This is a genomic window from Shinella sp. NM-101, assembly GCF_021401195.1.
GTDB lineage: Bacteria > Pseudomonadota > Alphaproteobacteria > Rhizobiales > Rhizobiaceae > Shinella.
Window position 1 is genome coordinate 1 of record NZ_JACBFT010000008.1, and the last position, 15,501, is coordinate 15,501.

Sequence of the window (15,501 nt, forward strand, 5' to 3'; positions counted from 1 at the left end):
CGTCGAACGGGTTCATCGACATCTTCACGTTGGCAAGCTCGACGCCCGAACCGTCGGACTTCACGCGGATCTTCACGTTGTAATCAACAACCCGCTTTACAGGGACCAGGATCTTCATGGGCTGCATTTCTCCTTGTCTCGTCAGTTGTCACATCCGGCCGCGCAGGGCTTGCGGGTCGTAGGGCGACTCCGCGATCACCCGTGCCTTGCGCGTTTCACCGAGGATCGGCACTTCCAGCTCCGTCCCGGGAACGCCGAGCTCGATCGGCAGCAGCGCGAAGGCGACGTCGTGGCCGAGCGTATAGGCATAGCCGCCGGAGGTGATACGGCCGGCAAGCCTGCCCCCGTGATAGACGCCCTCGTGAATCAGCGAACTCGCGCCGTCCGTATCGATGGCGATCGTCACCGACCGGCGCTTCACGCCGTCCTGCTGCTGGCGCAGCAGCGCCGCCCTGCCGATGAAGTCGCCCTTGTCGAGGCGGATGAAGCGGTCGAGGCTGCTTTCCCAGGCCGTCAGCTCCGGGTTCATGTCGCGGTACATGGCGCGGTAGGATTTTTCGAGGCGAAGCGATTCCAGCGCATGCAGGCCGACGAGGCGCAGGCCATGGGGCTCGCCGGCCGCCAGCAGCGCCTCCAGCAGGTGCCGCTGGTAGGGCAGCGGATGGTAGAGCTCCCAGCCGAGCTCGCCCTCGTAGTTGACGCGCAGCAGCCGCACGTCGCTCGCAAGGCCGACCGTGCCGGACTTGACGCCGAACCACGGGAAGGCCTCGTTGGAAAGGTCGATCTCCGTGAGGCCCTGCAGCACCTCGCGCGCCTTCGGCCCGACCACGGTGAAGCAGCCGCGCTCGTCGGTGACGTTGCGCAACTCCACGCTGCCATCTTTCGGCAGCAGCTTCGACAGGTCGTCGAAATTCCAGCGCTCGGCGCGCGGCGTCGAGATCAGGTAGAAGGTGCCGTCCTCAAGGCGCGAGACGACGTATTCCGCCTGCACGCCGCCGTTCTTCGTCAGGTGATGGCTGAGATTGACGCGGCCGATCTTCGGCAGGCGGTTGGCGAGGATGCCGTCGAGCCAGGCTTCGGCACCGGAGCCGGACACCTCGAATTTCGTCATCGGCGTCATCTCGACGAGGCCGACGGCGGTGCGCACCGCCCTCACCTCGTCGGCGACGTAGTGCCCCTTCTGCGTCCAGCGCCAGCTATACTGGTCCCTGGGCTCGACGCCATCGGGCGCGAACCAGTTCGGCATTTCCCAGCCGTTCAGCACGCCCCAGACGGCACCGCGCCGCGTGAGGATGTCGTAGGAGGGGGCGGTCTTCTGCGGGCGGGCGGCCGGCATGTCCTGGCCGGGATAGTGCAGCTCTGCATGGGTGCCCCAGCTCTCGCGCACCTTCTGGCGCGTCCATTCCTTGTTGGCGTAGTTGCCGAAGCGGCGCGGATCGAGCTCGGACGTATCGAGGCTGTTGGCGCCCTCGACGATGCGCTCGGAAAGATAGTAGCCGATGGCGCCGCCCCACAGGATGCCGCCGGGCACGCCCTCGGCGATCCAGACGTTCTCCAGCCCCCAGGCGGGTCCGACCAGCGGCAGTTCGTCGGCGGTCATCTGGAAGGGACCGCGGACATTCGCCTTGATGCCGACGCGGCCGAGCGCCGGCACGAGCTCCATCGCACGCTCCCAGTTCCAGGCCACCGCGTCGAAATCCTCCTCCATCAGATCGGCGCCGAACCATTCCGGCACGCCGTTCTCGGCGAAGAGCTTGAGGTGCTCGGTCTTCTCGTAGGGGCCGAACATCAGCCCGTCGCCTTCCTCGCGCAAATACCCTTCGAAGCCCTCGTCGCGCAGGATCGGCATTTCCGGCAGACCCTGGCGCTTGCGCTCCATGACCTCGGGAACGGCATCGGTGATCCAGTACTGGTGCAGGATCGGGATGGCGGGGATTTCGAGGCCGAGCATCGCGCCGGTCTGGCGGGCATAGTTGCCGGTCGCCGAGATGACGTGCTCGCAGACGATCTCGCCATTGTTGGTGATGATCTTCCATTCGCCGCCGGCAAGGCGCTCGAAGCCCTTCACCTCGGTGTTGAGGTGGATCTTGGCGCCGCGGTCGCGCGCGCCCTTGGCCATGGCCTGCGTCACGTCAGCCGGCGCGATATGGCCGTCGTCGGGGTGATAGAGCGCGGCCAGCATGTCCGTGTTGTTCTCGAGGAGCGGCCAGAGCGCGCGCGCTTCCTCCGGCGTCACCAGTTCCGCGCGGATGCCCTGCACGGCGGCAACGCTCATGTAGCTCTTGTATTCGTCGAGGCGGTCGCGCGTGTTGGCGATGCGCAGCTGCCCGCATTTGTGCCAGCCGACATGCTGGCCGGTCTCCGCCTCGAGACCCTCGTAGATCTCGATCGTCTTGGCGATCATGCGGCCGATATTGATGCTGCGGGCATAGGAGGGAATGAGGCCGGCGGCGTGCCAGGTCGAGCCGGCGGTAAGCTGCGTGCGCTCCAGAAGCGCGACATCGGTCCACCCGCGCCTGGTGAGACCGTAGAGAATGGCGGCGCCGACACAACCGCCGCCAATGACGACGGCGCGAGCATGAGTTTGCATGGAGTGGTTCCCTCGAATTGGTTTTCACCAACCTACAAACGCCTCCGGGGCCTGTAATCTTGCTAAAAAATGCCGAGGGGCATAACTTGAAATTATGCACAGGCTTCGCTCCCTCATTCCCTCCGCCAACTACCTCTTCTGCTTCGAGGCGGCCGCCCGACGCCGCAGCTTCACGGCCGCGGCGCAGGAGCTGAACGTGAGCCAGCCGGCCGTCAGCAAGACGATCCGCCTGCTGGAGGAAGCGACGGGGCTGAAGCTCTTCCGCCGCGAGCACACGCGGCTGGAGCTGACGGCGGACGGCCAGCGGCTCTACAAGGAAACGCAGGAAGCCTTCGACCATCTGCACATGGTCATTTCCTCGCTGCAGAAGAAGCATTCCAACGATGTGGTGCGGGTCTCCTTCTCCGCCTCCTTCGTGCAGCTCTGGCTGCTGCCGCGGCTGAAGGACTTCAAGGCCAAGCATCCCGACGTGTCGCTGCGCATCGAGGAAAGCAGCCGCGACGACCAGGATCTGGTGGAGGAGGATATCGATCTGTCCGCCCGCCTCGGCAACGGCAAGTGGCCGGGCATCCATTCCTGGCACTTCGTGACGGAGGAAGTGCTGCCGGTGTGCAGCCCCGATTACCTGAAGGAACATGGGCCGATCCACGCGCCGGCCGATCTCCTCCGGCACACGCTGCTGAATTTCGAGGAGCGGCACCGCACCCGGCTCGGCTGGCGCGAATGGCTGGAGCGCCATGCGGTGCCCGTGGCACGGCTGAAGCAGGACTTCGTCTTCACCGACGCGCTCGGCTCGATCGAAGCGGCGGTGCTTGGCCAGGGCATAGCACTCGGCTGGAAGCATCTCGTCCAGGACCACATCCAGGCCGGGCGGCTGGTGCTTCCGCTGGAGGAATCCTACCGCTCGGGACAGGCGATCCACATCGTCATGCCGGCGCAGCGCCCGCCGAAGCGGGGCGCCGAACTCTTCCGCGACTGGCTGATCGAGCAGGATGCCGACACCGTCGCGCCGCATGCCGGCCGGGACTGACCTCTCGCGAAAGGAATGCGCGCCGGCCCCGTAACGACCCTCGCTTGCGCGGCTTCAGTCCTTGCGGTCTTTCGACTGGCCGAAGACATAGTCCGTCACCTTCGGCAGGAAGGTGACGGAGCGATAAGTCCGCGGCTTTTCGCCCACCGCGCTCCCGGTGTTCAGGATGCCGGCCTGATAGTCGTCCGCAAAGAGAGAGTAGGGATAGGGCGCATCGACGGCGCTTGCCGCATCGAGCGCCGCGCGCGCGTCGTCAGGCAGGTCGAAATCGAGCCCCGCCAGGTTGTCGTCGAGCTGCTCGATGCGGCTTGCGCCGACAATCGCGGCGGCGACACCCGGACGGTTGACCACCCAGTTGAGCGCGACCTGCGCCATGCTGCGGCCGACCGCGTTTGCCACGGCTTCGAGAGCGGCGACGATGCGGGCATTGCGGTCCGTGAAAAGGCCGAGGCCGCCGCCGGAAGCGTCGAGCGCAAGGCGGCCCTCCTTCGCGCCGGAGCGGTACTTGCCGGACAAGAGCCCCATGGCGAGCGGGCTCCAGGCGGTGATGCCGAGACCGAGCGTTTCGGCGAGCGGCACGAATTCGTGCTCGATGCTGCGCTCGACGAGCGAATAGGGAAGCTGCAGGCTGATCGGCGGCGAAAGGGCATGGGCCTCCGCCCAGGTCTGCGCCCGCGCCGCATACCAGCCCGGCACGTCGGAAAGGCCGGCATGGCGGATCTTGCCCGCCCGCACGAGGTCGTCGAGCGTGCGCATCACTTCCTCGACGGGGGTCATGCGGTCCCAGGTGTGCAGGAGATAGAGGTCGATATAGTCCGTCTTCAGCCGCTTGAGCGAGGCGTCGACGGCACGCATGATGTTCTTGCGCCCGTTGCCGCCGGCATTCGGATTGCCGGGCGAACGATTGTTCGAGAACTTCGTGGCGATGACGACATGGTCGCGAAGCCCGGCCTCGGCGACGAAGCTGCCGACAAGGCTCTCGCTCATGCCGCCGGCATAGGAATCCGCCGTGTCGATGAAGTTGCCGCCGGCCTCGACGTAGCGGTGGAAGATGGCGCGGGCGGCCGCCTCGTCGCTGCCCCAGGAGCCGCCGATGCCGCGGATGCCGGCATTGCCGAATGTCATGGTGCCGAGCGCAAGGCGGCTCACGCGCAATCCGGAACGGCCGAGGAGGAAATAGTGGTCGAGCGACATCGTCGGTCCTGCTGTCCTGTAGGCAGATCCTGCGGCTACATGCTGCCCGCATAGGGGCGGCGGGCCGTGCTCTGCTGCACGTAGTTGATCATGGTGATGAAGTCGAAGACCGGCCGGCCGGTTGCCGCCTGCACCGCGTGGGCATAGGGCGGCAGGTCGCTGCATTCGAGCAGGATCGACCGCACGTCGGGATTGTCTTCCACGAGGCGCCGCGCCACCTCCGTCACCTCCCGCTCGATCGCGGCGGAATCCAGCGTGCCGCGCTCTTCGAGGATGGCTTGGCGGAACTCCGTCTGCCCTTCCATGCCGGCGATGGCGAGCGGCACATGATCCGCCACGTTGCAGGCGGCGAAGTGGCGCGGGGTCAGCCGCGCTGCATTGGCGGTGATGACGCCCACCCGCCCGCCGCACAGCGCATGCATGAAGGGGATCTGCATCAGGCTGGAAAGGAAGACGGGGATCTCGACTTCCGCCGCGACCTCCTGCTGGAAATAGGCCATGAAGCCGCAGGCGCCGGTGATCGCCTTGACGCCGCGGTCCTGCAGTTCGACCGCCGCCTCGATGAAGGCCTCCTTCAGGGCGGGATCGCGCTGGTTCAGCAGGCGGTCGATCGAGGCGCCCCGCACTTCCTGGAACCGCACGGGATAGTCATATGTGGTGGCGTTGCCGACATTTCCCGGCACGCATGGATAGGCCGCATCGAGGATCAGGATGCCGATCTGCTCGCCGTACCACGACTGCGTCCGGCGCGTGACCGTGTAGACCGTCATCGTTGGTGTCTCCGATAATCATTTCAGGAAGGACGGGGGAGCCGGGCTCCCCCGCTTCACCGCTATTCGACGAGACGCGGCGCGCCGGTATCGGCGGCGGTGCCATCGAGGCCGTAGGACTTGAGGATGGTCACGATCGTGCCGTCCGCATGCATCTCGGCAATCGCCGCGTCGAGCGCGACGCCGAGTTCCTTGGCGTTGACCGAATAGGGGAAGGCCGCCTGTGCGGCTTCCTTGGTCGCCTTCACGCGTTCGTCGGGCGCGGCGACATTGACCTTGACCTCGCCGAGCGCGCCCTTCTGGGCGGCGACGACACCGGTCGAGTAGCCGTCGACCGCCACGTCGATGCGGCCGGAGGAAAGGTCCTGCTGCATGTTGACGGAGTTCGGGTAGAGCTTCAGCGAGCCGCCCAGCATGGCCTTGAGGTCGGCGACCCAGAGATAGCCCTGCACCGTGCCGACCTGCTTGCCTTCGAGGTCGGAAACGTTCTTGAAGCCTTCCTTGGAATAGATGCCCATCTGGTCGGTGTAGAGCGGGGCGGAAAGGCTCATGACCTTCGCGCGCTCGGCCGTGCGATACCAGTCGCCGGTTGTAATGTCGGCCTGGCCGGACAGGACATACTGGATGGCGGCGGCCGGATCGACCGCGATCGCCTTGACCTTCAGGCATTCGCGCTTGGCGAATTCGGCGGCGATGTCGCCGTCGATGCCCTTCATGTTGCCGCTGTCGTCGACAAAGGAATGGGGAACGTAGGTGGTGACAGCGACCGTCAGCGTGCCCGCCTCGATGGTGGCGAACTGGTGCTTGGGCGTGCACTCCTGGGCGGACGCGATCTGGGCCGACAGCGCCAGGCCGGCAATGCCGGCAAGAAGGAACTGCGTGGTGGTCGTCATTCTCGGCATGCAGGTATCCTTTCAGGTTGGTTTCAACGTTGGGCGTAGAGGCCGGCGCGCTTTTCGACGTGATTGACGAGAAGGGCGGCGGGAATGGAAATGACGGCGTAGAGCACGCCCGCGGCAAGCAGGGCGGGGAAGTAGCGGAAGGTGGTCGAGCCGATCTCGTAGGCCCGGCTCACCAGTTCCGGCAGCGCGATGGTGAAGCAGAGCGAGGTGCCCTGGAAGATCAGGATCGAGAAGCCGAGCAGCGCCGGCAGCGCCACCCTGAGGCCCTGCGGCAGGAGCACGTAGCGCAGTTCGTCGAACCGGTTGAGGCCGAGCGCCTCGGCCGCCTCGCGCTGGCCGTGGGCGACGGATTGCAGGCTCGCGCGGATGATCTCGCTGGTATAGGCGCCGGTGTTCCAGGCGAGCGCGATCACCGCGGCCGAGAAGGAGCCGAGCATGAGCCCCGTCGTCGGCAGGCCGAAATAGATGAACTGCAGCAGCACCAGCGCCGGCGCGCCGCGGCCGATCTCGACCAGGAAGAGGCTGAGGCCCTTCAATGCACGGCTTTTCGCCAGGACGCCAAGCGCCAGCAGCAGGCCGAAGGGAATACCGATCGCGAGGCTCAGCGCCGTCACCTGAAGGCTGATGGAAAGGCCGCCCAGAAGGTCCGGCAGCCAGGCGGCGATTTCGTCCTGGGTCGGAAACATCAGCGCGCCACCTTTGCCCGGAGATAGCCGTCGGCAACGCGCGAGAGCCAGGCGATCGGCAGGCTCAGGAGCACGTAGAACAGCCCGACGAGCGCGAAGACCTCGAGCCCGCGATAGGTGAGCTGCGAGAGCTGGTTGCCCTGGTAGGCAAGTTCCGCCACGCCGATGGTCGAGGCGACCGCCGTCTCCTTCATGAGGCCGATCAGGTAGCTTGCGGCGGACGGCAGCGCGACGCGGAAGGCCTGCGGCGCGACGATGTCCCTGACGGTCGACCAGCGGCCGAGATCGAGCGCGGCGGACGCTTCCCACTGGCCGAAATGGATGGAGGCGAGCGCGCCGCGATAGATCTCCGCCATGTTGGCGGCCGCGATCAGCCCGAGCCCCATCAGCGCGGCGTTGAAGGGGTTGATCGGCATGAAGCCCATGCCGAGGCCGAAGAAGATGATGAAGAGCCAGAGGATCGGCGGGATGGCGCGCACGATCTGGATGACAGTCATGGCAAGGACGCGCAGCGGCCATAGCCGGCTCTGGCGGGCGGCCAGCAACGGCACGCCGAGCGCGGCGCCGATGAGGAACGCGCCGGCGGTCAGCGCCACCGTCCAGACAAGACCCCTGAGGAGCGGCAGGAGATCGGCCGGGCTCATCGATCGTGCACCGCGCGAAGGAAGCGCTTCGTGCGCTCCTCTTGCGGATTGCGCATCACGTCCTTGGACGGGCCTTTCTCGACGATATGGCCGTCCGCCATGATCATGACCGTGTCGGAGACGTTCTCGGCAAAGCCCATCTCGTGGGTGACGACGATCATCGTCATGCCGCTTTCGGCAAGCTCGCGCATGACCGCGAGCACTTCGAGACCCAGCTCCGGATCGAGCGCGGAGGTCGGCTCGTCAAAGAGCATGATCTCCGGGTCGAGCGCCAGCGCGCGGGCGATGGCGATGCGCTGCTGCTGGCCGCCGGAGCACCGCACGGGGAACTGCCCCGCCTTGTCCGCAAGACCGACCCGCTTCAGGAGCTGCATGGAGCGCTCGTCGGCCTCCGCGCGGCCGCGGCCGAGCACCCGCTCCTGCGCCAGGCTGACATTGCGCAGCACCGACATGTGCGGGAAGAGGTTGAAGGACTGGAACACCATGCCGACGCGCCGGCGCAGGCCCGAGAGCTCCGCCCGCGCCACCGGCCGCGCGGCGTCGATCGTCATGGAGCCGATGGAGATGGTGCCGCCATCCGGCGGCTCGAGATAGTTGATGCAGCGCAGCAGCGTGCTCTTGCCCGAGCCGCTCGGCCCGATGATCGCCAGCACCTCGCCCGAGCGCACATTAAGGTCGATGCCGTCAAGGACAGTGTGGCTTCCGTAGTGCTTGCTGAGGGACTTGAGGCGGATGAGCACGTTGTCGGGTGCCGGCATCATCGCGGGTTGCGCCCCGCTCGGGCCGCGGTGCGGCCGGTCAGCGCCCCGGACAGAAAGGCAGGCGACGTCCATATCATCATGACCCCCATGCGACCGCGGCCCACGCGCCACGCATGCGGGCCCGTCGTCTGCTGAACCGCTTTCTGTAAGCTGGCCGCGGGTGCTTCCCCGTTCCGGCCTCGTTCCCACTGTTATTTCAAGGAATGTTAACACTCTGCCACGCGCTGGGCAGGGCGAAAAAATTGCCGCCGTGCAAAACTTGAAGTTATGCCGCACTCACCGGAAGTGAGCCGGAATGCCGGCCGGCGGAAGATGGGTCGCAAGGAAAACCCGGTCGGTCTCACCTGCCCTGGGCGGGCCAGCGCGTGTGGATGTGCAACGGGGGCCGACCTTCGAGTGAAGCTGCCTTCAATCACAAAGATGCCGCGCCGCGGACAGTTCATGTTCGGGCGCGGCAAGTGGGGGCATTCGTGCGCTGTACCAAACTTCCGATCAGGCGGCCCTGGAATGGTGCGTTCCGTCTTCCTCGCGCCGCCAGGCGCCCTTGGCGGCGGGCGAGCCCGGTTCGCGGATCGCGCCACGGCGATTGAGCTTGAAGCGGCCGACCAGCGATGCAAGCAGGCTCGCCTCTTCGGCCAGCGTATGGCTGATGGCCGTCGTCTCCTCGACCATCGCAGCATTTTGCTGCGTCATCTCGTCGATGCTGTTGACGGCGGCGCTGATCTGCTGGAGGCCGGCGGACTGTTCCGTGGCCGCCGTCGCGATGGCGTCCATGTTCTCGTCGATTTCGGCGACGAAGGCGCCGATCCGGTCGAGCGCCTTGCCCGTATCGCCGACCAGTTGCACACCGGCCGAGACCTCGGATGCCGAGTTGGCGATCAGCCCCTTGATCTCCTTCGCCGCCTTGGCCGAACGCTGGGCGAGCTCGCGAACCTCCTGCGCAACGACGGCAAAACCCTTGCCGGCATCGCCCGCCCTCGCCGCCTCGACGCCGGCATTCAGCGCAAGGAGATTGGTCTGGAACGCGATCTCGTCGATCACGCCGATGATCTGGTTGATCTCCGTCGAGGCCGTCTCGATGCGGTGCATGGCATCGACCGCATCGCGCACCACGTCTCCCGACCGGAGCGCGGACGCCTTGGCTTCCCGAACGAGATCGCGCGTCTCCTGTGTGCGCTCGGCCGAAGCATTCACGGTGGCCGCCACCTCGACCAGCGCCGCGGAGGTCTCTTCGAGGGCCGCTGCCTGCTGTTCGGTTCGCTTCGCGAGATTGTCGGCGGCCTGGCGCATCTCCTGTCCGTTCTCCTGCAGCGCATGCGTCTGCTGGAGCACCTCGACCAGTGTCGCCTGGAAGGTCGCGATCGATTCGTTGAAATCCCGGCGCAGTTGCTCGAAATCACCCGGGAACGGCTCGTCGATCGTCATGCGGATATTGCAATCCGCAAGGCGCGCCAGACCGGCGCCGAGTTCCCGGACGACGACATCCAGATTGTCGGCATGCGCGGCGCGCAGGCGTTCGGCATGGGCCTTTTCCTCATCGAGAAGACGCCGCTGCTCCTCGATGTCGGCAAGGCGCATCTGGACGCGCTCGTTCACCGAGTCGCGCAGGGACACCAGCGTGCGCGCCATGGCACCCACCTCGTCGCGGCGCAGCGTGTCCGGAACGTCGGCGGCGAAATCTTCCTCGGCGATCCGCCCCATCGCTGCCCTCAGGCGCGAGACCGGCTTGGTGACCGAAAGCACGATCGACAAGGCCGCCGCGAGCATCAGGCCGGCGCCGACGATGGCGACGCCCAGCCCCAGCCGCGCATGCTGCCAAAACTTGCTCTCGAGATCGTCGACATAGACGCCGTTTCCGATCACCCATCCCCACGGCTCGAACAGCACCACATGGGAGAGCTTCGCGACAGGTTCGGCAACGCCGGGCTTGGGCCATTGATACGCGACGAAGCCGCTTTTCTCCGCGCGGGCGACCTTCACGAATTCCACGAAGATCGCAAGCCCGTCCGGGTCTTTCATGCCGGAGAGATTCTGCCCGTCAAGCTCGGGCTTGATCGGATGCATGAGCATGACCCGGTCGAGGTCGTTCACCCAGATATAGCCGTTATCCCCGTAGCGGATCGCTTTCAGCTCGGCCAGGGCGGCGCGCTGGGCCTCGGCGCGGGTGACCGTGCCGCTCTGTTCGAGAGCGTGCTGGCGCGCCACGATGGACAGCGCCGCGTCGTCGACCGTCTGAAGAAGTGTCTTGCGCTCCTCCGTCAATTGTTCGCTGCTGGTTTGAAGGCTCAGGAACATGGCTGCGCAAACGACGAACAACGAAAGACCAACCAGGAGATAAAGCCTGGTGGCGATTCCAAGACGGGACATGATCGCTCCAATGGAAGACGCTGAAGGAGGAGAGCATCCGGTTCAACCGGCGCGAACCATCGGCATCATGCCGCGCGCAAACTGCACGGGTTCGCTGCGGAGGAGGAAAACTGGGTTCTTCCTCGCTCCGACCTCAAAAATAGGATGCACTCGTTTACATCAGGTAAACCGCGCGCGCGGCGGCGCAAGCAAATGATTGGAAAGGCGGGAAAATTCCGCCAAGCCGGCTCGCCGGACGCCACCGATGCAACCGCCTTCGCGCCGGTCTCCGGCACCGTGGCGCCGACGGCCGGGTCTCTCCGATGTCAGATTGCCTCGGCAAGCCAGGAACGGGAAACGGCCTCTGCCGAAGGCGGCGAAACCGTCTCCGAAACACGCGCCGGCTCGTCGATGTTGTCGAGCATCGCCTTCAGGATGGCGGGGAGCGCCCGCTCGAAGGCCTCCACGCAGGCGGGGTCGAACTGGCTGCCCGCCCGCTCCCTTATATGCGCCACCGTCTGCTCGACGCTCCAGGCGGGCTTGTAGGGACGGGCGGTCGTCAGCGCGTCGAAATTATCCGCGAGGGCGACGATGCGGCCGGAAAGAGGGATGGCTTCACCGGACAGGCGGAAGGGATAGCCCTGCCCGTCCCATCGCTCGTGATGGCTTCTGGCGATCTCGGCGGCGAGTTGCAGCAGGCTGGAATTCGATTCACGCAGGATGTTGCACCCGGCAATGGTGTGCTCCTGCATCGTGGCGAACTCCTGCTCGGACAGCCTGCCCTTCTTCAGCAGGACCGCATCGGGGATCGCGACCTTGCCGATGTCATGCATGGGCGAGGCGAGACGAATGTCGTTGCAAAGCTCTTCGCCAAGACCGTACGACCGGGCGATCGCCTCCGAATAGAGACCGACGCGCTTGATGTGCTTGGCCGTTTCCGCATCCTTGTAACTGGCCGCGATCGTCAGCCGGTCGATGATCTCCTCTTCTCGCGAGCGAAGCTCGCGCACGGCCTTCTGAACCTCGACGCGCAGCCACTCCGCCTTGTCGGCGAGCTTGTTCTGCGCATCGACGAGAGCGACGAGATTGCGCATCCGCGCCTGGAATTCGAGGGGAGACACCGGCTTGGTGAGAAAGTCGATCGCACCGGCGTTCAGGGCCGCCATCCGCACCGCTCCGTCCCCGTCGGCCGTGACGAAGACGACGGGCTTGTTGCGGTATTTCTCGAAGCGCCGCACTTCGGCAAGCAGCTCGACGCCGTTATAGGCGGGCATCTGGAAGTCGATCACCGCTATATCGAAGTCGAGTGCCGGCATCGTCGTCAGGACATCGACGGGATTCTCGAACAGAACCGGCTCGCAACCGGTGAGCTTTTCCACCAGCTTTCCGAGGAAGATGAGATTTGTCTTGTTGTCGTCTACGAGAAGAATGCGCATCATGCGTCCCTGTTCAAGCGGCATACTGCCGATGATTGTCTCTTACGAGCTTTGTGAGTTGATCGAGGCGGCCGTTCGTCAGGTCGGCCTTCCTGAATTCCTGTGACACCGTGGCGATTTCCGTCAGGCCCACGCTCGCCGCGGCTCCCTTGAGCGTGTGGAGCAGGCGGTCGATCTTCGTTGCATCGCCGCCGGCCAGCGCATCGTGGAGATGGGAAAGAACAGTCGTGGCGTCGTCGAAGAAGCTCTCCAGGAGCTCGGCGAAAGTCTCCTCGCCCAGCGCCTCCACCATTTCGGCGCGGCGCAGCATGAAGGCGTCGGCATCGACCGTGGGCGCGGCGCCCGGGACGAGCGGCAGGGGGCGATCCGCGGTGGTCGCAAGCTTGCGGCAGCGGCCGATGATCTTGCGGAGCTGCTGCATCGTCACCGGCTTGCTCTGGAAGTCGGTCATGCCCGCCTCCGCGCACAGCCGCCTGTCGTCGTCGGAAGCGTTGGCGGTCAGTGCGACGATCGGCAGGTCCGCCGGCTTGCCGGGAATGGCACGCATCCGCCGCGCGGCCTCGATGCCGTCCAGTCGCGGCATCTGCATGTCCATGAGAACCAGGTCGAACTCTTCCGCTTCGGCGATCTGCACGCCCTCCAGGCCGTCGTTCGCAATGGTGACGTGCTGCCCGAGATGGCGCAGGAAGCCGGCCGCGACCTGCTGGTTGACAAGGTTGTCCTCGACCAGGAGAATCCGGAGCACCGGCAGGGCTTCCTCAACCTTTTCGCCGGAAGCCTCCTCGTCCATAGCGCGGGAAGCCGGGGCGACCGGCACCTCGAACCAGAAGGTGCTCCCCTCGCCCAGCTTGCTCTGCACGCCGATCTGCCCGCCCATGGCCTCGACGATCTGCTTGCAGATGGTCAGGCCGAGGCCGGTTCCGCCATATTCCCTGCCGATCGACGCATCGACCTGGGAGAACGGACGGAAGAGCTTGTCCATGCTGGACGGATCGATGCCGATGCCGGTGTCCGAGACCTCTCCCTGCAGAACGAGCCTGCCGCCGCTCGACTGTTCCGCGATCCGCAGCGTCACGGTCCCGTCCCTGGTGAACTTCACCGCATTGCTCAGCAGGTTGAGCATCACCTGCCGCAGCCGTGTCGGATCGGCCTCCACCGTGGGGGCGAGGAAGGTCCCGGGCAGGACGAGCTCCACGCGATTGCCGCGTTCGAGCGCCCTGTCGCGGATCATCTCCACCGTCGCTTCGGCGAGGGATTTGAGGTCGACGGGCCGAAGATCGATGTCGATCCTGTTATACTCGATCTTGGCGAAGTCGAGAATCTCGTTGATGGTTTCGAGGAGAGCCGCCCCCGAGCGGCGGATGGTCTGTACGCCCGGCTCGACCTCCGCCGGCAGGGGTGTCAGTTCGAGCAGTTCCGCCGTGCCGAGAATGGCATTGAGCGGCGTGCGGATCTCATGGCCCATGGTGGCCATGAACTGCGACTTTGCCCGGTTGCCCGCCTCCGCGGCCTGATAGGATTCGACGAGCTTGTTGCTGAGCTCTTCGAGGTCGAGAGCGGCGCGCTTCACCGACCGTAATTGCCGGCGCAGCGTGACGATGAGGAAAAGGACGCAGCATACCAGAAGAACGATCAGGCCGGCGGTCTTGACCTGCATGTCGAGCACTTCCGCACGGTTCTCGGTCCGGGCGATGCTGACCGCGTTGTTGGTGTAAAGCAGCAGATCGTCCGTCTTCTCGACCGTCTGCTCGAGGATCCGGTCGATCCCGGCGAATGCCGTTTGGGAAACCGGCTTCCTGGCCTCGATCGCATCAAAGGTGTCGACGATACCGAAAACCGCCCGCCTGATCCCGGCGACCTTCTCATCCACGGCCTTGTCCAGCGCAAACTGGCTTTCGAAGTTCGTCTTCTCGAGGATCGCGATTCGCGAATAGAGGATGTCGTAGCGGGTCGCGAGGTTCCTGAGCGTCGCCTGCGGGAAATCGTTCTCCATCACGGAGAGATGAAGCGCCTCATGCAGGCGCCGCGCTTCCCGGTCGAGCTGGTAGACCGACCAGAGTGCATTTTCGCGAATCCCGCCCTGGAGGGTCGTGTATCGATTGGATATGTCCGCAAGCAGGAAGACGAGACCCAGCAGCAGGCCGACCGAAAACAACTGGAGCACAGCCGTGGTCTTGCTTGCCTTGCGGATCACGTCGCCGCTATGCCGGACCTTGGTTTTCACCGGGCGACCTCGATGGCCTTGATCTGCCAGACCGAGCGGGAGAAATACTTCTCGTTATAGAGGCCGGGATCCTTGTCGAAGGGATAGATGAGGAACAGGGGGCCCTTCTCGCGAATGGACATCGTTTCGCCGTTCATGCGCGTCGCAAGGATCGTGTCGAGCAGGACCGCGTCGTCCATCGGGACGTCGGCCGCATAGTCGTTGATCGCCCTGACCTTCATCGTCGTGCCGTGCGCACCGGCGGCCTCGATGACCGCCCGAAGGAGCGGACCGGAAAACTTGACCCGCCCTTCGGTCCAGGGGGTCTCCATTTCGCCCGATCGGCCGGCCAGCGCCTCCAGCATGGCAAGGTCGAACTGGGCGGTTCCATCGACATTGGGATGGTCGATGCGCTCCGCCGTGATCGTCAGGATGACGTCGCCGGTGGGCTTGTCGAGCGCCGCGGCGCCACCCGCCGATGTCAGGAGGGATACGGCAAGGGCCGATGCGAGAAACGCGTGTCGTAGGAAGGCCATGGGTGTCCTCTCGGGAAGAAGTCGGTTCGCTGTGCGCGGCATGCGCCTCTTCGAAAAGCGCTTCTGCAAGTCCTGACGCCCTGCGAGCCGCCATGACGGCAGGCTGAATGGCGCTCGGGCTTCCCAGAATGCGCGGCTCGATGAAGGCCGGTTCGATGGTTAACGATGCACAACCCACCAAATGCGGCGAAGGCCCGATAGCGGGCAGCGGCCGTCTTCTGGGCCGGCTTCATGCCGGCAGGAGCCTGTCTGGCCCGGATAATCCCAAAAATAGGATTGAGACGTTGATGAAGACTGAAAACCGATGGCTCAATTCGAAGCAATATGCGATTTTGCTGAAATAGATCGGTAAGCGCGGGCCGATACGAGAACGCGCGGATGTGAATGCGATGTCCGGCACCGC

At 65.3% G+C, this 15,501-nt stretch carries 13 protein-coding genes and 1 pseudogene; 2 read left to right on the plus strand and 12 right to left on the minus strand.

Annotation, left to right across the window (positions count from 1 at the left end; all coding sequences use genetic code 11):
- Both L0976_RS15890 and L0976_RS15895 read right to left on the minus strand, forming a co-directional pair.
- Positions 1-118: pseudogene (locus L0976_RS15890) on the minus strand (electron transfer flavoprotein subunit beta/FixA family protein); the annotation flags it as partial.
- A gap of 30 nt (positions 119-148) precedes the next feature.
- On the minus strand, positions 149-2,590 hold the full coding sequence (locus L0976_RS15895) for an FAD-dependent oxidoreductase (RefSeq protein WP_234188263.1): 2,442 nt from the start codon (positions 2,588-2,590) through the stop codon (positions 149-151).
- Positions 2,591-2,684: 94 nt separating this feature from the next.
- Here L0976_RS15895 and L0976_RS15900 point away from each other — a divergent pair, with 94 nt between their 5' ends.
- Positions 2,685-3,620 carry a LysR substrate-binding domain-containing protein gene (locus L0976_RS15900; protein ID WP_203316308.1) on the plus strand — a complete coding sequence of 312 codons (936 nt, stop codon included), beginning with the start codon at positions 2,685-2,687 and terminating at the stop codon, positions 3,618-3,620.
- 54 nt (positions 3,621-3,674) lie between these two features.
- Here the strand turns inward: L0976_RS15900 and L0976_RS15905 are convergent, their stop codons facing one another.
- The 10 genes from L0976_RS15905 to L0976_RS15950 form a co-directional block, all read right to left on the minus strand.
- On the minus strand, positions 3,675-4,814 hold the full coding sequence (locus L0976_RS15905; RefSeq protein WP_234188264.1) for an aldo/keto reductase: 1,140 nt from the start codon (positions 4,812-4,814) through the stop codon (positions 3,675-3,677).
- A gap of 35 nt (positions 4,815-4,849) precedes the next feature.
- Entirely contained in the window at positions 4,850-5,584 is a 735-nt protein-coding gene (locus L0976_RS15910) for an aspartate/glutamate racemase family protein (RefSeq protein WP_234188265.1), read from the minus strand.
- Between the two features lie 62 nt (positions 5,585-5,646).
- On the minus strand, positions 5,647-6,486 hold the full coding sequence (locus L0976_RS15915) for an ABC transporter substrate-binding protein (protein ID WP_233290619.1): 840 nt from the start codon (positions 6,484-6,486) through the stop codon (positions 5,647-5,649).
- 23 nt (positions 6,487-6,509) lie between these two features.
- The gene (locus tag L0976_RS15920) at positions 6,510-7,172 is read right to left on the minus strand and encodes an amino acid ABC transporter permease (RefSeq protein ID WP_203316311.1); all 663 of its coding nucleotides are present in this window, start codon (positions 7,170-7,172) and stop codon (positions 6,510-6,512) included.
- Positions 7,172-7,816, minus strand: a complete 645-nt coding sequence (locus L0976_RS15925; protein ID WP_234188266.1) for an amino acid ABC transporter permease — start codon at positions 7,814-7,816, stop codon at positions 7,172-7,174. Before L0976_RS15925 ends, L0976_RS15920 begins: the two co-directional genes overlap by 1 nt.
- Positions 7,813-8,574 (minus strand): amino acid ABC transporter ATP-binding protein, encoded by a 762-nt coding sequence (locus tag L0976_RS15930; protein ID WP_234188447.1) that lies wholly within the window; start codon positions 8,572-8,574, stop codon positions 7,813-7,815. Before L0976_RS15930 ends, L0976_RS15925 begins: the two co-directional genes overlap by 4 nt.
- Before the next feature lie 495 nt (positions 8,575-9,069).
- The gene (locus L0976_RS15935) at positions 9,070-10,944 is read right to left on the minus strand and encodes a methyl-accepting chemotaxis protein (protein ID WP_234188267.1); all 1,875 of its coding nucleotides are present in this window, start codon (positions 10,942-10,944) and stop codon (positions 9,070-9,072) included.
- A gap of 305 nt (positions 10,945-11,249) precedes the next feature.
- Complete coding sequence (locus tag L0976_RS15940; RefSeq protein WP_233290620.1) at positions 11,250-12,362, minus strand: HD domain-containing phosphohydrolase; 1,113 nt, start codon at positions 12,360-12,362, stop codon at positions 11,250-11,252.
- Positions 12,363-12,372: 10 nt separating this feature from the next.
- A complete protein-coding gene (locus tag L0976_RS15945) occupies positions 12,373-14,583 on the minus strand; it encodes an ATP-binding protein (protein ID WP_234188268.1) in 2,211 nt (736 codons plus the stop codon).
- Positions 14,580-15,098, minus strand: coding sequence for a molybdopterin-dependent oxidoreductase (locus L0976_RS15950; protein WP_234188269.1), 519 nt, complete (start codon positions 15,096-15,098; stop codon positions 14,580-14,582). Before L0976_RS15950 ends, L0976_RS15945 begins: the two co-directional genes overlap by 4 nt.
- 107 nt (positions 15,099-15,205) lie before the next feature.
- Here L0976_RS15950 and L0976_RS15955 point away from each other — a divergent pair, with 107 nt between their 5' ends.
- A complete protein-coding gene (locus L0976_RS15955) occupies positions 15,206-15,442 on the plus strand; it encodes a hypothetical protein (RefSeq protein ID WP_234188270.1) in 237 nt (78 codons plus the stop codon).
- Positions 15,443-15,501 lie beyond the last annotated feature (59 nt).